The organism is Butyrivibrio sp. AD3002 (assembly GCF_000420905.1).
Taxonomy (GTDB): Bacteria; Bacillota; Clostridia; order Lachnospirales; family Lachnospiraceae; genus Butyrivibrio.
The window spans coordinates 105203-125332 of sequence record NZ_ATVV01000011.1 but is presented as its reverse complement, the minus strand read 5'-3'; the positions used below and the strand labels follow the sequence as shown (position 1 = coordinate 125332).

Sequence of the window (20130 nt, the reverse complement as noted above, 5' to 3'; positions counted from 1 at the left end):
GAACAGGACGATACAGCAAAGCGAAACGCTGAGGGCCAGCGATTCATCCCCCACCGACTATGTCGGAAGGAGTTTTCTCGCTGATACATCAATAATTCCACGTTTCCTTATTTGCATGTTGAAATCTACTTCACAGATATGTAATAATGAAAAAAGTTTAGGAAAACGTTTTTCTAAACTTTTCTATTGGTTTTGGTGTTCGGAAAAATAAAAATAACTACACGAGGAGGGCTATCATGCCGGCATGGTTAAAAGACGCAGTATTTTATGAGATATATCCGCAATCCTTCAACGACACAAACGCTGACGGAATAGGCGATATTGATGGAATTATTGAAAAACTTGATTATGTGAAAGGGCTTGGCTGTAACGCGATATGGCTTAATCCACTTTTCGATTCACCCTTCAAGGATGCGGGCTACGACGTGCGCGACTATAAGAAGGTCGCAGAGAGATATGGAACAAATGAGGACCTTGTAAGACTTTTTGACGAAGCTCATAAGAAGGGCATAAAGATTCTTCTTGATCTGGTTCCCGGACACACCTCCGAGGAGCACGAGTGGTTTAAGAAAAGCTGCGAGGCTGACAGAAACGAATACTCCGACAGGTACATCTGGACCGACGGAGCTTTTTGCGGAATCGCCGGTCACCCCTACATCGGCGGTGAGGCCGAGCGCGACGGCTGCTATATGCTTAACTTCTTCAAGTGTCAGCCTGCGCTCAACTACGGAGTGCTGAATATCACCGAAAAATGGCAGCTTCCCACAGATCATCCTTCCTGTATCGCAACACGAGAAGCCATCAAGGATGTAATGCGCTTCTGGCTGGATAAAGGCTGCGACGGTTTCCGCGTGGATATGGCTGACTCTCTTGTAAAAGAGGATGATGAAGTTAAAAGTGCGACCGGAGCTATCTGGACAAATATCAGAGCGATGCTGGATGCGGATTACCCTGAAGCAGCTCTTGTTTCCGAGTGGTGTAATCCCAAGTGTGCCTTGAAATACGGTTTTCACGCAGATTTCTATCTTGATCATCACGGAAATGGCTACAATGTTCTCGTTCGCGACTGTGAGACAGAAGGCGGTGACCACAGCTACTTTAAGAAGGATGGCGGCGACGGACCGCAGCGATTCCTTGCGGACTACCTTCCCCGCTACGAGGGTTCCAAAGACTATGGCTACATAAGTTTTATCACCTGTAACCACGACACTCCCCGTGTCACCAAGGCACTTGATATTTCTGAAATAAAGCTTGCCTATGCATTTTTCTTCACAATGCCCGGCGTGCCTTTCCTGTACTATGGTGATGAAATAGGTATGCGCTATCTAGCTGATGTTCGCACAAAGGAAGGCGGTTTTCATAGGACTGGCTCCCGTTCTCCCATGCAGTGGGATGCTTCCGCTAAAAACTTCGGCTTCTCGGAAGCTTCTTCCGAGATGCTCTACATACCGCAGGATTCTTCTGCAGATGCGCCTTCTCTTGCAGAAGCGGAAAGTAATCCCGACTCCATACTTCACACAGTAAGAAGTATCATCGCTCTTCGTCATGAATACGAGGACCTTCAGGCCGACGCACCTTTTGAAGTAGTCTATGCCAAAGAAGGCGAGAGAGTTTTAGTATATAAGCGCGGAAATCTTCTTATTGCAGTTAATCCTTCAGGGGAAGCTGCGAAGATTCCTGTTTCCGATCTTGACTCTATTTCCTGCAGTAACCTCATCTATGGCATCGGTAAGGCCGATTTCTTAGAAGATGAGCTTGTTATTGGCGCCCAGAGCTTTGGCGTGTGGGAATAAAATTTTTGGATAATTTTTCAAATTAAAAGGCTGTGTACTCAAAAAGTACAACAGCCTTCATAAATCAAATAATTATAGGATTCCCTTACTCTATTGTAAGAATATCAACAAAACCTGTTACCTCAAAGATCTCGCTGATCTCTTCGCTTACATTCTTAATAACCATGCTGCCCTGCTTATTCATAACCTTCTGAGCTGACAGAAGAACTCTTAAACCAGCAGATGAAATATATTCAAGATCCTTGAAATCAAAAGTAAGCTTCTCGACACCATCAAGATTCTTAACTTCATCATCAAGCTGCGGCGCAGTAGTGGTATCAAGTCTTCCTCCGAGTGCAATAACCAGATCGCTTCCGCTTGCTTCCTTATTTATTGTCATAGCAAAACTCTCCCTTCATAAAAGAAATTCTTGAATAAGTCATTATTCTATACTTCATTATTATACATCCATCATCGGTTTTTCAACACTAAAATTATTATAAAATGCTAATTATATCATTTTATTATTTGATAAGTTTTTTATTATAATCTTATGTCGCACGATTAATTCTCTTCTTCGAAGAAACAATCGCATTTTGCGGGCAGACAAGGCGGCAGAGATGACATCCAACGCACTTGCTTCCGTCCAGCTTGGGCTTTCTGTTCTCAAAAGAGATAGCCTGGTGACCACCGTCGTTGCAGGAAATCACGCATCTTCCACAGCCTATACACTTTTCGGACTCGAATCTAGGGAAAAGAACCGAATCCCTCTCAAGTACATCCGTGGTATCACTAACGCTGTCAAGGCCTGCACCGATTATATCCTTGACGGAATTTATGCCCATCTGGTTCAGATAATAATTGAGGCCGTCCTTAAGCTCATCGATAATCCTATAGCCGTACTGCATAACCGCTGTGGTTATCTGTATTGAGCCTGCACCCATCAGGATGAATTCAAGAGCATCTCTCCAGGTCTCGATTCCTCCCATTCCGCTTATGTGAATGCCCTTAAGCATGGGATTCTGACCGATCTCCGAAATGAATCTGAGCGCAATGGGCTTAACCGCGTTGCCGCTGTAGCCTCCGATAGCTGATTTTCCTTTGACCGCCGGGGCTGAAACAAAGGTATAAGGACTTACCCCGATTATACTCTTTATCGTATTTATGGCTGCTATGCCATCCGCTCCGCCGCGAAAAGCCGCTTCTGCTGCGGGGCTCATGGTTGCCACATTGGGAGTCAGCTTTGCAAGGACAGGAATATTGGCGCCTCTCTTTGCCGCAGCGGTGTATTTCTCAACCAGTTCCGGAATCTGCCCGATATCCGAACCAAGCCCGTCCTCCTGCATATTGGGACATGAAAAATTGAGCTCTATGGCATCCGCTCCGTTCTCCTCACAGAGCCTTGCCAGTGATTCCCACTCGTCCTCATCCTGCCCCATTATGGATGCCAGAATGAATTTCTTTGGATACCTCTCTTTCAGCCTTCTGAAAATCTCCATGTTTTCAGCAACACTGTGGTCCGATAACTGCTCAATATTCTTGAAGCCCATAATGCTTCCGTTATCCCCTGTAATCGCCGAGAATCTAGGTGAAGCCTCATGAATATCAAAAGAGCAGATAGTTTTAAAGCAGGCTCCTGCCCAACCGGCTTCGAAGGCTCTTGCACACATATCATAGGTCGATGCCACCACCGATGACGACAATAGGAACGGATTCTCAATCGGGATTCCGCAGATGTCACACTGAAGACGTTTGTAATCCTCAGGCACATCAATCTCCGCCTCAGGTGCGACCACCTTATGTAAAGTCGACATAAGTCTCTGTATCGGAACCCTGCGGGAACTGATACAGGCATCTTCACAGTGTGCATCACACTTTGCACAAGCATTATTCTCCGGAAGGTTTAGTGCTGCGATATCTGCATTGTCAAACCAAATATCAAAAAGCGCTTTTCCCGGATCCATCTTCTTACATGCCTTGGTGCACGGCGGATCTTTGCACAACACACAGGCAAGCATGTCTTTTCGATTAATATAATTTTCCGGCAGCATAATTTCCCCCTCAATAACGTTAATTCGTTATCTCAATTATACTACCGGACTTATATTCACATCTTTAAATCGTCACTATTTCATTTTTATTTTATATTTATCTCTTGGCCCAGGTCCTGGGTGATAAGAGAATCAGCATCGGCAACAGCTCAAGTCTTCCTGCCAGCATATCAAACATAAGAACAATCTTGGACAGATCGGAATATGCGCTGAAGTTTCCTGTAGGACCGACCATTCCAAGGCCGGGACCGATGTTGTTAAGTGTCGCAGCCACCGCCGTGAAATTCGTTTCATAATCAAACTCATCAAAGGAAATGAGAAGGATTGAAATAATGAAAATCACCACATACATACTAAGGTAAGCAGATACCGACTTCACAACCGTAGAATCTATCGGATGTCCGTCCATATATACCTTCTTGACTGACTTCGGATGAACAATGTAGATCAGCTCATTTTTCAGTGCTCTTATCAGGATGACGAATCTGGAGAGCTTGAAGCCACCGCCCGTTGAACCCGCACAGGCTCCAAGGAGCATCAGACACGCCAGAAGAGTCTTACAAAGCTGAGGCCACTGATTGAAATCCAGAGTTGCAAAACCTGTCGTCGTCATCACTGATGCCACAGTAAAAAGTGAGTGATGGAAGGATTCAAAGGGAGTTGCAGTCACACCGTTTCTATAAATCATGAATGCGATAAGTGAAGCGGATCCGAACATCAGCGCCAGATAGAGCTTAACCTCATCACTTTTAATAGCTTCCTTCGGACGCAGCGTTATCAGATAGTAGTATACGTTGAAGTTGATACCACACATGATCATGAATATGGTTATGACTATCTGTGATGCTGTTGAAAAATCGTTGGCGCCGCTGTTTGTAATGCCGAAACCTCCGGTACCAACCGTAGCAAAGGTTGTTGTCATAGCCTGATACGGATTAAGTCCCGTGATCATAAGCAGGATAATCTGAGTTACCGTAATACCGATGTAAATCAGGTAAAGAATCTTGGCAGTGTCGCGAACCCTCGGTACGATTTTTCCTACAGAGGGGCCCGGGCTCTCCGCCCTCATAAGGTGCATGCTATAGCCGCCTCCCATGGGCATGATAGCAAGGATGAACACCAGCACACCCATACCGCCTACCCAGTGGGTGAAGGTGCGCCAGAACTGCACGCTGTAGTACATCTCAACGCTTGTGAGAATCGTAGATCCGGTCGTTGTAAAACCTGAAATCGTCTCAAATACAGCATCCACATAGCTGTCGGTTACTCCCGAAAGGACAAAGGGAAGCCCGCCGATCATACTTATAAGAATCCAGGTCAGGGCTGTGGATACAAAGCCCTCTCTGGCATAAATTGCAACATTCTTCGGCTTGAAATGTGCGCCGATGGATCCGACTGCAAGGCACGCCATAATAAGTAAAAAGAACATGCGGGCACAGCCGTACTCTTTATAAATGATCGCCACAATCAGCGGCAGCATCATGAGAATTCCGGTTATCTGCAAAACTCGTGAGAGCAGAAAACGGATCATCTTATAGTTCATACAAAATCACCTCTGTAATTATTTGTCGGATATGATGTCCGAAATATCCTGAAGTCCAAGCTGGCTGGTTATGACAACAACCGTATCTCCCGCCTCTATGACGCTTGAACCCTTAGGGGAGATGATCTCGCCTTTGCGGTTAATAAGAGCCACCAGGATACCCTTTTTCAAATGCATCTCTGAAAGAGGCTTGCCGATAACCGATGCCCCTTCCGTTACGAAGAACTCCAGCGCCTCAACCTTGCCGTCGTTCATCTTATAGAGTGCCTCTATGTTGTTACTACCCATGGAATTACTCATTCCGCGGACATACTGGACAATTCTCTGTGCAGTGATGTTCTTGGGATAGATAACGCTTCCGATCTGAAGTGAGCCGATAATCTCACCGTAATTAACTCTGTGAACCTTGGTAATAAGCTTAGCCTTGGGATTCACGCTCTTTACATACATAGAAAGCATGATGTTCTCTTCATCGAGATTGGTCATGGCAACGAAGGATTCCGTTCCGACGATGCCCTCTTCCATCAGCGCATCCTTGTCGGTTCCATCGGCATTTATTATGAGCGCCTGCGGAACTAGATCGGAGAGTTTCTTACATCTCTCAAGGCTCTTATCGAATATCTTTACATCGATTCCGAATGAAATCAGCTGCTGTGCGAGGTAATATGATGTTGCACCTCCGCCGATGATCATGCAGGAATGCACTCTTGCAGTGGGCATGCCGATTTTTCTGAAAAATTCGGCGATACTTCTCGATGCACCAACGATTGTAAGCTCGTCGTTCGCTCTAAGAACAAAGTCTCCGTTCGGGATGAAAACCTCGTCCGCACGGGATACAACCGCAATCAGCACTTTACTCTTAATCTCAGACTGTATTGTCTTAAGAGACTTATCGCAGATTCTGGTATCTTCTCTAACGGTCATGTGCACTATCTCGGCACGGCCTCTTGCGAAGGTCTCGATCTTGGTGGCAGCCGGGAATTTAAGAAGTCTTGCTGCCTCAGCCGCAGAGAGTTCCTCAGGGTTAACAACCAGGGAGAGACCGAGCTCTTCCTTGATGAAATTGATCTCTCTCTTATAAATAGGATTCTTAACACGGGCGATAGTGTTGCAATGACCGGCCTTTCTCGCTATCAGACAGCACAGAAGGTTAAGCTCGTCATTACCCGTAACCGCGATCATAAGATCCGCGTACTCTATTCCGGCATCCTTCATTACAAGGTAACTTGCGCCGTTACCGACGATGCCCATTACATCAAAGTTGTTGACAACACTCTGAATGACGTCACGTTTTTCCTCAATAACAGTAACGTCATGCCCCTCACCACTGAGCTGTTCAGTCAAAGCTGCGCCTACGTTACCGCAGCCAACTATAATTATCTGCATACTTTCCTCCAAAAAATCTTTATTGCATGGAATATTTTATTCAAAACAATCCATGCAATAAATAATCCCATATATAATACCACTATTTATCATCGTTTACTAGAAATCAAGGAAATAGTGATCTATTAAGCTTATTTCGTGTTTATAAAGTTTGGGTTTAGGTAATAATACATTTATGGATTTTTAAGAGAAATTCATTGGCGATTAATTGTATTTTCGCCGCATGAACACTATACTTTCCTTAAGATTGAGGGGGTGTTAACTTAAACACATATTGATCTTGTTCGAAGGTGTAGTATATGAAAGATTTTTTATATCGTTTTTTTCAGGGACGGTACGGTGCATACGGAACTGACAGACTGACCAAAACCTGTCTGGCTGCTTCGGTTGTTATCCTTGTGTTGTCGTACCTTACTCCTTTTGAGTTTATATATTACATAGCAATTGCTCTGCTCATTTACAGTTACTTTCGTCTTTTCTCAAAAAATATTCCGAGACGTTATCGTGAAAATGAGGCTTTTGTAAAATTTACCGACAGAATTATAAAGTTTTTCAGAAAACCATAAAGGAAACATGCTGAAATATTTAGTGATCTATGCAAGTGAAACAGGGAATACCAAGAAAATAGCCGATGAAATTTTCTATGCGCTTCCTTCCGACTCCAAAGAAGAGATCAATGTACGAAGCTGGAACGGAAGGCATGATGCCGAGACTTATTTCGTTGGTTTTTGGGTTAACCGCGGTACCTGTTCACTGGAAGTCATAGACCTTATTTCTTCTTTGCATGGAAAAAATGTGGCCTTTTTCGGCACCTGTGGCATGGGAAATGATCCCGCCTACTACAAGTCCGTCGAGGCCATTGCTACTGTCTGGCTTCCCGCAGACAACCGCTATCTCGGTTCCTTCTTTTGCCAGGGCTCCATGCCTGCCTTCATCCGTGATCGCTACGAAGAGCTCCGCGGAAAACGGGGCGATGAATTCGCCGACCGAATGATCGCCATCTTCGATGAAGGACAGCGCCACCCCGACAAGCAGGACCTCCTTCGCGCCAACGTCTTTGCCGACACGGCCGTTCACCGCATCCCCGAACAAGAAAACTACTCCCACCTCAGAGACATTCTGTAAATTCATCAATCCTTCTTGGATTGGACGTTGTCCTCAATATTGACGCGGATCAGGGCAAATTCGGTGCCGGTGAGGGCGTCTTCGAGGGTGAAGCGGACGGTGCCGTCATCGTCAACACAGGTAACCGTAGCCGCATCCGGATACGGAGTTACACTGACTTATTTTATAAGGTTTTCACGAGAGCAGTTTGGCTGTATTATATATGTATATTCTAAAGAAATGAGGGGTGTTGTATGAAAGGAGAAAATGTTATGAATACAAAGGGGAGCAAAGGAAAAGCAGTGCTTGTTGCACTGGGATTAATGTTACTGTTTCTGGCTATCCAGGCCGTAGTTGGATTGGTTGCATCCATCATTGCACCGATTATGAATCCGGAAGCTGCCACAGATGCCGCAGCAATTACAGCTTATGTTATGAGCGTTATGCCGGTGGTTCAGTTCATCGCAGAAATTGTCTGCATTCTTGTTTTCGGAATCTGGTATTACAGAAGTTATGTCAAGAAAGCAAAAGAGCTTAGAACCTACGAGTCCGGCTTCAAAAAGATTGCCAGCCTTAAGGATATCGGCTTTATTCTTTCGCTGACCTTTGCCGCTTATTTTCTGGCTGCAGTAATCGGCTGGCTCGTAACGGTACTGATTCCCGGCAGCGGAGATTTATTTAGCAGTTTAATAGGCGCTATAACTGATGGCAATAAGACCATCGGCATGCTTACAGTTATGCTTCTGGGACCTGTCGCAGAAGAACTGTGCTTCAGAGGAGTAATTCTTCAAAAATCAAAGAAGGCTTTCGGTATCGTAGGATGCACAGTGCTTTCAGCTGTAATGTTTGGTCTGATGCACATGAATCCCGTTCAGAGTTTATATGCTATTCCGATCGGCGCAGCGCTTGCATTCACTGCTTACAAGTACGAGTCCATCGTTCCTGCAATGATCGGACACATTGTTAACAACAGTTTTGCGATGATATTGTCAAATCTTGTAAAGGAGGATTTAAATCAAATCCTGGCTCTTGTATTATTTGCAGCCTTCGCTGTTCTTTCAGTAGTCATCTACAGGAGCATACCCAAGGTAGAAAAATTCGATGAGAGTGATAAGCTCTCCGCATAATAAAGTCAAAGGCTTTTTGCGAAAGAAGTTTGTACTTGAAACAAAAAGAGGCGCCGGGAACTAATCCCTGCGCCTCATATTTTTAGTTGTAGTTAGTATCAAACGGTGTAAGCATGATCATTCCTTCCGTGGAATCCGAATAGGTCACCTTCACTGCTTTGGGATAATCAATCTTATAGTCCAGAATATATCCCTCCTTCGTTAATGCTTCCAATTCTTCGCTTAATCCTGACAACGCGGCATCCTCAGAGGTGGCATTTTTCAAAACGTTCGTCACTCTTTCCGAAACAACACTGATATAATCACTGCTCATAACTGCCGCTGCCTCCTTATCACCGTTATCGGTTATCTTGCGGTTACATCCGCAAAGAATGGAACATGAAATTATTGCAATCAGTATAACTGTTCGAACTGCATTTTTCATCATCTTACGACCACATTATCAATTATACCTACTGTATCAAATACTGAATCGCCTTCATCAAATGTCACGAATTCAAGTGTTACTCTCTGATTTCTGAGCGAAGACAGATCGTAGGAAACATCCTTCCACTTCGTATGATAAACAGTATCATCACCTTCGTCAAAATCTATATTAAAGATTTCGTACCATGTGGAAGTATTAACTTCTTCACGTGCAAGCTCTACAATCAGATTTCCGTTAGTATCCAGGAGACGGGCTATAAATTTGTCATCAAACTCAGTATTAACATATTCCAGAGGCTCTTCGGATACCACGTCATATGTAAAGCTGAGCGAGTTTGCATCCGAAGGAACCACAAAGGTCTGTGAAAGTACGCTGCCCTCTGTGCCTTCCTCCTTCTGAGTATCGTAAGAAGAAGAGGAGGATCCGATACCGGTTGTGATGATTGCCATCTTTTTACCATGAGTGGGTGATAATTCCGCAAGTCCTGTTATGGTTCTTGCATCACCCAGATGATACCATTCTGTCAAAGTAGGTGTTAATTCGAAGCTTCCGTTTTTGAAATCATCTGTGAACAGCACAGTATTGGTTGATCCTGAAAGTATAGGGTATGCTCCGTGTCCGTCATTTACCCCGTATGTTGCCGTTGCACTTGCGAATGCGTCGCCTGTTGTCTTACCGGAAGCAAGTCCTGTAACAAATGCCTTCATAAGATTTCTGCTGTAGATTGCAAGAACTGAATTATGGAAGCCCACAACCGTACTTGCTCCGCGTCCTAAGAACGCTGATGAAAATTGATTATTTACAGCCGTTCCCTCGCCCATAAAATCACAGGTCTCAGAGAAAAGCACTTTTCCGTTCAGTGCACTAACACCAAGGTTTGCAGTGAAGAATGATGGCTTAGCCCAGTAGTAAGTTTTACCATCCATAAGTATAGTTCTTACTACTCTGCCCTTTATCAGATCTGCATAATATGCGTTATCCTTAGCATCAGTAACCTCTTCATAGGTACACATGAAAAGATCATTTCCATAAGAGGATCCATGCATACTGAAAACAATAACATCATAGGCTGACATAGCTTTGAAGTCTTTTAAGGTAGCTTCCTTCATAGTTGTTGTCAGTCCCATTCCATTCAGTTCCGGAATGACTTCGTCGTTATAATATGCCTTTCTCCAGCCTACTTCATTACTTCCGCTAAAACCGAAGTATATGATAGCTTTTCCGATTGATCCTGCAGTATTTGAGCTGTTACGCACAATCGGTGCAAGAGATTCCGACTTAATCATTGTATCCCAGAGTCCGCTTCCCTTGGGATTACGAACTTTTCCGGTACCATTACTCTTAATTGTATTCTCTTCAAGAGATACTGCACCTGTGGTGCCATCAGTATATTCAAAGGTTATAACATTTGATTCACTGTCAAATGTTCCGACAGATTTAATATTTCCGGAGTTTTTCTGTTCATTTAAGACATTCTGAACTGCTGTCTTTTTTACTTCGATGGTGGCATTTGGATTAAGAGTTTCCGTTACCTCTTCGATGGCATTATCCGCTGCTGTCATCTCTTCTCTATTTTCAGCGGACATTACGGAAACAACATCAATATCAACTGTGTCAGAGGTTATCTCCTCTGATCCCACATATGCCTTTACATAATAGCTGTAACGACCGTTATTACCTGATACAAACCTTTTGTAAGCAGAGTAAATCTGGTCTCCCTTCATATCATCGCCGCTATCTTTATAAACTCCGTCATCCTCCATCGCTTTTACAAAGTTGCCATTGGAGTCATAGAGTTCAACTTTATCTACATTTACAGCGACTGTGGCATATAAATATACCGTATTGTCTGTGGTTCCTGCTACAACACTATTACTTGAAGCAGTCAGGGTTACAAGGCCTGAATTCTTTGATGCGGAACCTATGGTTGACTCTGATGATCCACCTGAGTTACCGGACTCACCTGAGCCATTTGTGCCATTTGTATTATTTGTATTATTTGCATCCTTGGAATCCTTTGAATCCTTGGAATCTTTGCCGTTTTGTGTTGCACCGTTTACCTTAACAAGTAAAGATGCGCTTTTCTTACTTCCGTCATTAGCTGTTGCTGTTATTGTTGCAGTTCCTTCTGCTTTGGCAACAATAAGTCCTGATTCTGAAACTGATGCAACAGACTCATCTGAACTCTTAAAGCTTACTGTTTTAATAGAAGCATCCAAGGGTTCTACTTTTGCTGTTACCTGATAATTCTGTCCCGCATTAAGTTCTATCTGCTGGTCCCCAATGGATACAGTGCTTACGGGTGAACCTACATAAATAGTACATTTTGCACTTTTCTTTGTGCCCTTTATTGTAGCTGTAATAACTGTTTTTCCCTTTTTAACAGCCTTTACGTTGCCCTTGCTGTCAACGGTTGCTACCTTTGGGTTTTTACTCTTAAATACAACTGACTTCTTTTTAGAAGATGTTGTTGCCTTAAGCTTTACTTTTTTGCCCTTCTTAAGGGTGTACTGGGAATAATTGAGGGTAATTGATTTTTCCCCCGAAGATGCCTTCTTTGCCATTACTGACATAGAAGTCGGCGAAACGCCGGAAAAGACAATTAACATTGTCAAAGCAATAGCGAGAATTGATTTGATTCGATTCATAATGAACAAATCCCCTTTCTAAAAAACCTTCGCTTCGCAAAGCTAAGGTTCTCAGAAAGTGCAACTGGCTGACTTCTTAATGAAAGTCCCTATAGCTTTGCGTCCTATGGTCACCCATAGTTTGCCGAAATATGTTTTGTCGCAGAACAAAAAACAGTAACTGTAGTCTATTCTCCGATTTAGTTTCCGTCAATCAGACTAATTCTAAAATATTTATAAACGAATTGCTTTATATTCAAAATTTAATAATTCCCTTAAACTCTTCTATTTTCCTGATATTTCTCTTTGTATCAGCAAATTTAGTTTCCGCACACCTGACATAGAATATTCTTTTTATCGTTGATATCTATTTTTATAAAGGTTAAAGTTAACAAAAGCGACTTCTCACGTTTCCCAAAATCGGCCCTCAAAAGAAAAACTATCCCCATCGTATATAATAGAAAAACCGCTCAAACGAGCGGTTACTTCTTAGCAAGAACATGTATTGTATCCAGTGTCTGTGTGCATTTGTCCTCAAAGTCATCATCCTCTGCCCTTGAGAAGACGATTGTGAAGACCTTGTTTTTGGATAGAACTATTGCGGTAGCCTGGTGGATTGTCTGCGTGTTCTCCGGGGTAAAAGATGTCCTTATCATATATCCCGGGAAGCCGTCATACTCCATATTTTCAAAGGATTCCAGAGTGAAGCCGATGTTTTCTCCGTAGAGACTTTCGTAGTTTTCCTTTTGAATAGTCTCATACATCTCTGCGGTGAGTTCATCATACCTATACTCGATGTTGGTAGCATCCTCGGATTCCCCTGCTGCCCTCTGAGCATTGGTAAGAATCTTCTTTTCCGGAAGAACCGAAACCTCGTAAGTAATGTTTGCGGATTCCAGCGGATAGTGCTCATTTACAAATACTCCGGGTTCATCTGAGGCCTTAAATCCCATAGGCACGAAAAACGTACAGGCAAGTGCTTCCGGAAGCTTTGACATACCTCCGACCTTGGATTCATCACCTGATCCGGAAGAATTCTCAGAATCCGCATCCTTAATCATGTCATCCAGAACCGCGCCCGCACCTGCCGAAGCCAGCGTGCTAATCCTGCTGTTCCCAAGCGTGAATACCGTAAGTATGAAGATAATTGATAAAAATCTTTTTCTCAAATGTCTCTCCTATATATCTATAGAAATAATCTTTCTGTAATCAGCTATCCTCTTGTCTGTCTTCTCATTTTCGCGATAGTTCAAACACATCAAACCAATATCGCTCATTCAAATAGCTGCCAATGTTCTTATTTTCGATTCCGGCAGGTGATTCCTTCCAGTCCTTCAGAATGTCCTCTCGGGAATTAAAGCTTCCAATGAAAAGCACTCTCCTTCCACTGTCCACAAGCTCCTGAACTTCCGGGTATTCACTTATAACCTGTATCCCCGGTAAAGTACTCTCAAGAATGCTATCCGTTATCGCTCCGTATAGATAAACCTGTACCGGAAGCTCTTTTCCCGCATCTCCCACTATGTCACAGTATCCATTCGCATAGTACATTGAAAGAGCCGCTACCTGTTCAAAATTACAGATTAGTATCGGCTTCTCCGAAAGCGAGTCTTCATCGGTGTCTTCAGAACCGTTGCCTTCATATATATCCTTCCAGAACTGCTCCGTCTGTACCATATTAACACGTTTATAGAGCTCATTTCCACGGAAAGCCCAAAAGTCTCTGATACAGAAAATAGTCATCAATGTATACAGAAGAAGTCCTGCAAATAGGAGTTTTCCACGTTCTCCATTAAGGAGCCGCTTAGCAGCAATCAGTACTGAAAGCCACATAGCTCCCATAGCCGGAATCATGTACCTGTATATAAAAACAGGTCTAAGTAAAAATGACACAGCAAAGCCAAAGGCAATAATTCCGATTATCGGCATGAAGCAGAGCCACATATAGGAGTCCCTGATATTGCAAAATACCACTGCTGCCACCAGCACAAACATCACAACTGCCAGAACAGTAGCGAGTTTATCATTAAAAAATCCGGGCTTCATCAGGAACTTGATAATTCCGCCAAAGCTCCTTAGAGACAGCGGCTGAATCCAGTAATTGGATGAGACTGATCTCGCCTGCGAAAGCACAACGCTTATCCAGGGTACATAACAGACTGCAGTCATGTTTGCACTGATGAGTATTATCCCAAGCTGGTATACATTTTTCCGAACCGACCAAATGATCAGGAACAGATATACCGCAGCCACTGCGACAGCAGCATAGTACTGAGTATAGCAGGCTAACAGCCCATATATAAATAAAGGAAAAATCTTCCCCCACTTCAGTCCCTTTATCTGCTTATCCTTTTCAGTCTCAATAAACGGCCCGGCGTGTATGCAAAGTGCTGTCACAAAAAGCATAACCCAGCTGTACATACGCACTTCAACCGCATAATCAGCCATCTGCGGCATTGCAATCACAGCGCAGGAAAAAAGTCCTCCCACGAGAATTCCGTAGCGCTTTCTGATGATGGTGAGCGCATACAGAAAGAGAATGAACAGCGGAATTACACTCGCCAGTTTTGCATACATGATCTGCATGCTCCCCAGGGCAGCTCCGCTATTTACAAGTCCGGATGACATGAAGGAATTGCCAAAGGGTGTGAGCGCCTTAATCACGAAATGGACGATAATATAATACAGCGGCGGGTGAACATCCGCCGCTGTTAATTTAACCATCTCAGAAACAGGCTTAGTGGCAAGCTGCATGCTAAAGAGCTCGTCGTACCATATGTCGGGACTAAAGCAAAGATATGCTGAAAAGATAATCATTGCTGAAGAAATCAGGTATAGAAGACTTCCGCAGATTATTTCGGCTTTGTCCCACGTTTTTTTTGAATCGTTAAGGAGTGTCATTAATCCCCTCATCCGGCGCTTCGCGCCACCTTCCCCCAGTGGGGGAAGGCGTTTATTTCTGATTAGTTTTTTTACTCTACACTATCAATAAGCTCAAGTGTGTGCTCAGAGTTCATCTTCTTGCACATCTCAACGAACTTATCGAGAGGTACGTTCTGAATCTGCTTATTGGAGCCGCGAACGTTGATTGAAACAGTGTTCTCAGCTGCCTCCTTGTCACCGAGTACGATGATGTAAGGATCCTTGTAGTTCTTGAACTTCTTGATCTTCTCCTTCATGTTGTTGTCGGAGTAATCAGCCTCAACATCGATGCCGTTCTCGTAAAGAAGATCTGCAACCTTCTTAGCATACTCATTGTGCTCAACACGGATAGGAACGATACCTACCTGATAAGGGCTGAGCCAGAACGGGAATGCACCCTTGAAGTTCTCGATAATGATACCAATGAATCTCTCAAGTGATCCGTAAATTGCTCTGTGGATTACAACAGGCATTTCAAGGCTTCCGTCCTGAGCCTGATATGTAAGGCCAAAGTTGTGAGGCAGCTGATAGTCAAGCTGTACTGTTCCGCACTGCCACTCTCTTCCGAGCGCATCCTTAATCTGAAGGTCGATCTTGGGACCGTAGAAAGCACCGTCGCCTTCATTTATCTCATAGCCATCCTCGCCATATTTCTTATCAAGAATGCTCTTAATAGCAGCCTCAGCTCTGTTCCAAACCTCGATATCACCCATGAAGTCATCGGGACGTGTTGAAAACTCAGCTCTGTAAGTTACACCGAATGTCTTGTAGATCTCGTCTGCAATTGAGATGATATCTGCAATCTCATCCTGGATCTGTGACTCCATTACGAATGTATGGTCATCATCCTGTCTGAACTCCTGAACACGGAAAAGACCGTTCATCTGTCCTGACTTCTCTTTTCTGTGAAGTACATCATACTCGCTGTAACGAATAGGAAGTTCTTTATAAGAATGAACTGTTCTCTTGTAAGTCATCATAGCGTTAGGACAGTTCATAGGCTTAGCGCCCATTGTATCAAGCGCTTCTCTGTTGTAGATAACCGAGCCTCTCTCAATCTTTACGGGAGCCTTAGGTGCATCCTCATCCATACTCTCTGCTACATCCGGAATATTTGTATCAGCCTGAACGTGACCTGCGATTCCGGGCACTATGAACATGTTGTTGATGTAGTGAGCCCAGTGACCACTGATGAGCCACAGCTTCTTATTATCGATAAGAGGAGCTGCGATTTCTGTGTAGCCATGTCTCTCCTGAATATCTCTTGAGAATTTGAGGAGCTTCTGGTACATCCTCCAGCCTCTGGGAAGCCAGTAAGGCATTCCGGGAGCTGTCTCATCAAACATGAAAAGGTCAAGCTGAGCGCCGATCTTCTTGTGATCGCGCTCCAAAGCTTCCTGGATCATCTTGAGGTGAGCCTTAAGCTCATCCTTTGAAGGGAAAGCGTAGAGGTAGATTCTAGTCATGGAATCTCTCTTCTCATCACCTCTCCAGTAAGCACCTGATACAGCCTTCAATTTATAGGAAACATTCATCAACTCCTGAGAGTTCTCAACGTGAGGTCCGCGGCAAAGATCGATGAAATCATCACCTGTATTATATGTAGTGATTGTCTCACCTTCGGGAAGGTCCTCGATAAGCTCGGTCTTGAATTTCTGACCTTTGAAAATCTCGAGAGCCTCAGCCTTGGACACCTCTTTTCTTGTCCAGTCCTCTCTTCTCTTGATGATCTCGCGCATCTTATCCTCGATGGTCTTGAAATCATCCTCAGTAACAGCCTTAGGCAAAACAAAGTCATAATAGCAACCGTCTGCCACCTGCGGACCAATTGCGTACTGTGTCTCCTCACCGTAAAGCTCGATTACGGCTTTTGCCAGGATGTGTGCCAATGAATGGCGGTACACTTCTTTGAATTCTTCTTTTGTCATTGTTCTCTCCTTCCGTACCTACCGGGTACAGTTATTTTTATTAAAAGCCCCTCATCCGGCGCTTCGCGCCACCTTCTCCCAGTGGGAGAAGGCTTATCTCCTGCCTTCCCCTTGGGGGGGGAAGGTGTCTGCGTTAGCAGACGGATGAGGGGGCCTTTTATATCAGAGTTTACCCTCTCTTAGAACTTACCCTTACCGTGGCACTTCTTGTACTTCTTGCCACTTCCGCACGGGCAGGGATCATTGGGATAAACCTTGTTCTCCTTGCGTACGGTCTGTGAAGCCTTCTGCTCCTTGTAGAGCTCCTTCTGCTTCTCCTCTGAGAAGATATCATTCCACTCCTCAAGGCCATAAAGCCAGTCAGCACCTGCTGCTACCATGTTCTTGTAGAGAAGTTCCTTATCGAAGCCAAGCTGAACCTCTGTGTCCTCTTCCATTGCTTCGATGTCGTTCTGCTCCTTAAGTGAATCGTTGATTCCATCAAGGAAACCTGTCATTGTCATGATATCGATGCTATATTTCTCAGCAAGCTCCTTAACTGTTCCCTTTACAACTTCGTCGGGATTCTTAAGAAGCTCTGCATAGATCTCTTTTTCCTTCTGAAAATAATCTGTCCAAAGTTTCTGCAGCTGGGCCTTATCAGCTTTCTCTGAATAAGCCATATCGCGCCACTCTTTTAATAATGCCATAATGTGTAACCTCACTTCCAAATAATAGTATTTCGAAATCAACATAAACAAGATGTTAATCTTTCATATTATAGTATCTTTTCATTGTTATGTAAACGTTTGGGATATTTCGGGGTTTCTCAGGTGAAAATGGCAGATTTAGCGGTCCGCATTTTTCAAACAACTATATCTTGGATTTTTTAATAATATATGCTATTATAAGTTGAATTTTAATGGGGGTTTTTATGGCAGATATTAATAAACCAAAAAAACACAGGCATAAACGCCACTACACATTTATGATTATTTCGGGGGATTCCGACGGGAGCAGCGGAAGCTTCCATGTGGGACATGTAGCAGCTCAGGTTCTGGCATTTTCCATATTTGCGATCTTTTTATTCCTCATATGTTATGTCATCCACTCAGCTATCACACTCTCATCTCTGAAAAAATATACAGTCCAGCAGAGTGCTCAGATAGAGGAACTCGATACAGCAAACAAGGAACTCATTCAGAAAAACTCCGAGCTTGAGAATGAAGTATCTCAGCTCAGTCAGGCGCTCAATCAGAAGGTTGAGGCGGAGGCTCAGACCGCAGCCGAGGAACAGCAGCAGTACATCCCCTCTCTTCTTCCTATCTCAGGAACAGCATCGATGGAGAATTCCTACGACGATCCTAATTCTACCGAGATTGAACTTCAGGCGGACGGCGGCGAAGAAAACGCTGACGAAGAAGGTGCGGAGGGCGAAGATGCAGAGAACACTCCTGTTGATACCACAGGACTTGATCCCATCCTCATTCTTACCACCGAGGCCAACTCTACTATAATTGCTTCAGGTTCCGGCACAGTAACCAGCGTTACTGCAGATGTAAAATACGGAAACAGTGTGACGATCGACCACGGCAACGGCTATATAACAATTTACAGAAATGCCGGCGAGAGCCTCGTTCACGAAGGTGACAGTGTTGCCAAGGGAGCTACACTTTTCGTTGTCGGAGAAAATAATACAAAACTTGGATATCAGATCAAGCTGGACGGGGTTTTTGTCAATCCCGAAGAGATGGTTGAGATTAACGGTTAATAAAGCCGCTAAAATAGGAGGAATACAATGGCACTTTTTAACAGTTCAAAATCAGACGGTTCAATTGATGTTGCTGCGGAGCCGATAACAACGTTTATCGCATCCGGCGCTACTTTGGATGGTCCGTTCACCGCTAAGGAGAGCACAAGGGTTGATGGCACCATCAACGGCAATGTTTCCGTAGGCGGATCACTCATTCTTGGTCAGGAAGGAAAAATCGTAGGCGCAGTTACCGCTACAAACCTTTTCCTTGCAGGTGAAATTCAGGGCAACGTAAACTGCTCTCAGGGTAAAGTTGAAATCAGTGACACAGGAAAGCTTGTCGGAGACCTGGCTGCAAAAACTCTCGTAATCGATGAAAATGCAATTTTCCAGGGCCAATGCAAGATGACCGCAGAAAAGACCTCTGCTGAAACAGCCAAAGAAAGAGCTGCTACTACTTAATATAATACGCCCGCCGAAATATATATGAAATTTCTCGCTCGTTAGCAAAGCTATAATCGCTTGAAATTTCATATATATTCCGGCGGGCTTTTTATTATCCCTCATCCGGCAGCGTTGCTGCCACCTTCTCCCTAAGGGAGAAGGCTTTAATCTTTATCTTATCTCCCACGAAGAGAAGATTTACCACTTACTGTTCTTTCATTTTAGAGAATACCAAAGCGTAGCCGTCGTCGCCATAGTTCAGTGAGCGGTTAACTCTACTGATGGTGGCGGTTGAAGCTCCGGTCTTCTCTGCTATCTCGAGATAGGTCTTATGCTTTCTGAGCATGGCTGCAACTTCAAATCTCTGGGAAAGAGACATAAGCTCATTCACCGTGCAAAGATCCTCAAAAAAGCTATAGCACTCTTCCTTATCATCAAGTGACAGAATGGCCTCAAATAAGTGATCAACAGCCTCTGTACGAATTTTCTTATTCATTATTATCCTCCGTGTGATAAAAAATATCATTGCCCTCTAATGCATAAAAAAATGAAGCAACTATATCCAAAAAAGCAAATAAATATGTTGAAACATAATTTACTTTATTTCGTCAATTCACTTCACTGCTTGCATATTTTAACACACTAAACAATTAAAGTAAAGTGATGCTATCATAAGTATTGTAAATTGTGATTTTTTTCGCGAATATTTTAATAATTTCTTTACTTTTAATGCCCCGTATGATATCCTAATTATGTTGTTTTAATACAACATATCGTCAATTGATGTACTCGTTTGACGATAAGAACTATTTTTTATTTTTTAGTGGAGGTAAGCTATGAACAAGGGTACAGTTAAGTGGTTCAACAACCAGAAGGGTTACGGCTTCATTTCTGATGAGGCAGGCAATGATGTATTCGTACATTATTCCGGACTCAACATGGAGGGCTTCAAGTCTCTCGACGAAGGCGCTGCAGTTGATTACGACGTAATCCAGGGTGAAAAAGGACCCCAGGCCGTTAACGTAAACAAGCTTTAATTAGCGGCAACATTTAATCAAGACTACAAT

General features: G+C 43.7%; 18 protein-coding genes and 1 riboswitch. Of the genes, 7 read left to right on the top strand and 11 right to left on the bottom strand.

The genetic code is table 11. The features are described from left to right. Positions 1 to 236 precede the first annotated feature (236 nt). Positions 237 to 1793: an alpha-amylase family glycosyl hydrolase gene (locus G596_RS0109475; RefSeq protein WP_022761604.1), complete on the top strand. Its 1557-nt coding sequence runs from the start codon at positions 237 to 239 to the stop codon at positions 1791 to 1793. A gap of 85 nt (positions 1794 to 1878) precedes the next feature. Here G596_RS0109475 and G596_RS0109470 read toward each other — a convergent pair whose 3' ends face one another. The 4 genes from G596_RS0109470 to trkA form a co-directional block, all read right to left on the bottom strand. Beyond that, positions 1879 to 2172 (bottom strand): STAS domain-containing protein, encoded by a 294-nt coding sequence (locus tag G596_RS0109470; protein WP_022761603.1) that lies wholly within the window; start codon positions 2170 to 2172, stop codon positions 1879 to 1881. A 151-nt stretch (positions 2173 to 2323) separates the two neighbouring features. After that, on the bottom strand, positions 2324 to 3823 hold the full coding sequence (gene preA, locus G596_RS0109465) for an NAD-dependent dihydropyrimidine dehydrogenase subunit PreA (protein WP_022761602.1): 1500 nt from the start codon (positions 3821 to 3823) through the stop codon (positions 2324 to 2326). Positions 3824 to 3920: 97 nt separating this feature from the next. Continuing rightward, entirely contained in the window at positions 3921 to 5366 is a 1446-nt protein-coding gene (locus G596_RS0109460; protein WP_022761601.1) for a TrkH family potassium uptake protein, read from the bottom strand. 18 nt (positions 5367 to 5384) lie between these two features. Continuing rightward, entirely contained in the window at positions 5385 to 6752 is a 1368-nt protein-coding gene (gene trkA, locus G596_RS0109455) for a Trk system potassium transporter TrkA (RefSeq protein ID WP_022761600.1), read from the bottom strand. Positions 6753 to 7051: 299 nt separating this feature from the next. On the opposite strand from trkA, the gene G596_RS21640 reads away from it, so the two are divergent. The 3 genes from G596_RS21640 to G596_RS23740 all read left to right on the top strand — a co-directional run bounded on the left by G596_RS21640 (position 7052) and on the right by G596_RS23740 (position 8983). Beyond that, complete coding sequence (locus G596_RS21640; protein ID WP_022761599.1) at positions 7052 to 7318, top strand: hypothetical protein; 267 nt, start codon at positions 7052 to 7054, stop codon at positions 7316 to 7318. Between the two features lie 7 nt (positions 7319 to 7325). Further along, positions 7326 to 7877 carry a flavodoxin family protein BilS gene (gene bilS / locus G596_RS0109445; protein WP_022761598.1) on the top strand — a complete coding sequence of 184 codons (552 nt, stop codon included), beginning with the start codon at positions 7326 to 7328 and terminating at the stop codon, positions 7875 to 7877. A gap of 233 nt (positions 7878 to 8110) precedes the next feature. Continuing rightward, positions 8111 to 8983: a CPBP family intramembrane glutamic endopeptidase gene (locus G596_RS23740; RefSeq protein WP_022761597.1), complete on the top strand. Its 873-nt coding sequence runs from the start codon at positions 8111 to 8113 to the stop codon at positions 8981 to 8983. Positions 8984 to 9065: 82 nt separating this feature from the next. On the opposite strand, the gene G596_RS0109435 is transcribed toward G596_RS23740, so the two are convergent. The 6 genes from G596_RS0109435 to G596_RS0109410 form a co-directional block, all read right to left on the bottom strand. After that, positions 9066 to 9410 carry a hypothetical protein gene (locus G596_RS0109435; protein ID WP_022761596.1) on the bottom strand — a complete coding sequence of 115 codons (345 nt, stop codon included), beginning with the start codon at positions 9408 to 9410 and terminating at the stop codon, positions 9066 to 9068. Next, positions 9407 to 12058, bottom strand: coding sequence for an Ig-like domain-containing protein (locus G596_RS23735; RefSeq protein WP_022761595.1), 2652 nt, complete (start codon positions 12056 to 12058; stop codon positions 9407 to 9409). The genes G596_RS0109435 and G596_RS23735 overlap by 4 nt, the downstream gene beginning before the upstream one ends. 56 nt (positions 12059 to 12114) lie before the next feature. Beyond that, positions 12115 to 12194: riboswitch (cyclic di-GMP riboswitch) on the bottom strand. Positions 12195 to 12519: 325 nt separating this feature from the next. Further along, positions 12520 to 13206 (bottom strand): hypothetical protein, encoded by a 687-nt coding sequence (locus G596_RS0109425; RefSeq protein WP_022761594.1) that lies wholly within the window; start codon positions 13204 to 13206, stop codon positions 12520 to 12522. A 64-nt stretch (positions 13207 to 13270) separates the two neighbouring features. Next, on the bottom strand, positions 13271 to 14950 hold the full coding sequence (locus G596_RS0109420) for a hypothetical protein (protein ID WP_155829232.1): 1680 nt from the start codon (positions 14948 to 14950) through the stop codon (positions 13271 to 13273). Positions 14951 to 15009: 59 nt separating this feature from the next. Beyond that, the gene (locus tag G596_RS0109415) at positions 15010 to 16887 is read right to left on the bottom strand and encodes a threonine--tRNA ligase (protein ID WP_022761592.1); all 1878 of its coding nucleotides are present in this window, start codon (positions 16885 to 16887) and stop codon (positions 15010 to 15012) included. 179 nt (positions 16888 to 17066) lie between these two features. Further along, the gene (locus tag G596_RS0109410) at positions 17067 to 17576 is read right to left on the bottom strand and encodes an SEC-C metal-binding domain-containing protein (protein ID WP_022761591.1); all 510 of its coding nucleotides are present in this window, start codon (positions 17574 to 17576) and stop codon (positions 17067 to 17069) included. A 224-nt stretch (positions 17577 to 17800) separates the two neighbouring features. Between G596_RS0109410 and G596_RS0109405 the strand changes: the two genes are divergently transcribed. Both G596_RS0109405 and G596_RS21625 read left to right on the top strand, forming a co-directional pair. Continuing rightward, positions 17801 to 18637, top strand: coding sequence for a peptidoglycan DD-metalloendopeptidase family protein (locus G596_RS0109405; protein WP_022761590.1), 837 nt, complete (start codon positions 17801 to 17803; stop codon positions 18635 to 18637). Between the two features lie 27 nt (positions 18638 to 18664). Beyond that, entirely contained in the window at positions 18665 to 19081 is a 417-nt protein-coding gene (locus tag G596_RS21625) for a bactofilin family protein (protein ID WP_022761589.1), read from the top strand. Between the two features lie 187 nt (positions 19082 to 19268). On the opposite strand, the gene G596_RS0109390 is transcribed toward G596_RS21625, so the two are convergent. Further along, positions 19269 to 19559 carry a YerC/YecD family TrpR-related protein gene (locus G596_RS0109390; protein ID WP_022761587.1) on the bottom strand — a complete coding sequence of 97 codons (291 nt, stop codon included), beginning with the start codon at positions 19557 to 19559 and terminating at the stop codon, positions 19269 to 19271. 340 nt (positions 19560 to 19899) lie between these two features. Between G596_RS0109390 and G596_RS0109385 the strand changes: the two genes are divergently transcribed. After that, entirely contained in the window at positions 19900 to 20100 is a 201-nt protein-coding gene (locus G596_RS0109385) for a cold-shock protein (protein ID WP_022761586.1), read from the top strand. The last annotated feature ends 30 nt before the right edge of the window (positions 20101 to 20130 follow it).

Excerpts from the sequence above, each read along its gene's own strand:
- G596_RS0109420 (WP_155829232.1), bottom strand. The coding sequence starts at position 14,950 with ATGAGGGGATTAATGACACTCCTTAACGATTCAAAAAAAACGTGGGAC.
- G596_RS21625 (WP_022761589.1), top strand. The coding sequence starts at position 18,665 with ATGGCACTTTTTAACAGTTCAAAATCAGACGGTTCAATTGATGTTGCT.
- trkA (WP_022761600.1), bottom strand. The coding sequence starts at position 6,752 with ATGCAGATAATTATAGTTGGCTGCGGTAACGTAGGCGCAGCTTTGACT.
- G596_RS0109410 (WP_022761591.1), bottom strand. The coding sequence starts at position 17,576 with ATGGCATTATTAAAAGAGTGGCGCGATATGGCTTATTCAGAGAAAGCT.
- bilS (WP_022761598.1), top strand. The coding sequence starts at position 7,326 with ATGCTGAAATATTTAGTGATCTATGCAAGTGAAACAGGGAATACCAAG.
- G596_RS0109475 (WP_022761604.1), top strand. The coding sequence starts at position 237 with ATGCCGGCATGGTTAAAAGACGCAGTATTTTATGAGATATATCCGCAA.
- G596_RS23740 (WP_022761597.1), top strand. The coding sequence starts at position 8,111 with ATGAAAGGAGAAAATGTTATGAATACAAAGGGGAGCAAAGGAAAAGCA.
- G596_RS0109385 (WP_022761586.1), top strand. The coding sequence starts at position 19,900 with ATGAACAAGGGTACAGTTAAGTGGTTCAACAACCAGAAGGGTTACGGC.
- preA (WP_022761602.1), bottom strand. The coding sequence starts at position 3,823 with ATGCTGCCGGAAAATTATATTAATCGAAAAGACATGCTTGCCTGTGTG.
- G596_RS23735 (WP_022761595.1), bottom strand. The coding sequence starts at position 12,058 with ATGAATCGAATCAAATCAATTCTCGCTATTGCTTTGACAATGTTAATT.
- G596_RS0109405 (WP_022761590.1), top strand. The coding sequence starts at position 17,801 with ATGGCAGATATTAATAAACCAAAAAAACACAGGCATAAACGCCACTAC.
- G596_RS0109460 (WP_022761601.1), bottom strand. The coding sequence starts at position 5,366 with ATGAACTATAAGATGATCCGTTTTCTGCTCTCACGAGTTTTGCAGATA.
- G596_RS0109390 (WP_022761587.1), bottom strand. The coding sequence starts at position 19,559 with ATGAATAAGAAAATTCGTACAGAGGCTGTTGATCACTTATTTGAGGCC.
- G596_RS0109470 (WP_022761603.1), bottom strand. The coding sequence starts at position 2,172 with ATGACAATAAATAAGGAAGCAAGCGGAAGCGATCTGGTTATTGCACTC.
- G596_RS0109435 (WP_022761596.1), bottom strand. The coding sequence starts at position 9,410 with ATGATGAAAAATGCAGTTCGAACAGTTATACTGATTGCAATAATTTCA.
- G596_RS21640 (WP_022761599.1), top strand. The coding sequence starts at position 7,052 with ATGAAAGATTTTTTATATCGTTTTTTTCAGGGACGGTACGGTGCATAC.
- G596_RS0109415 (WP_022761592.1), bottom strand. The coding sequence starts at position 16,887 with ATGACAAAAGAAGAATTCAAAGAAGTGTACCGCCATTCATTGGCACAC.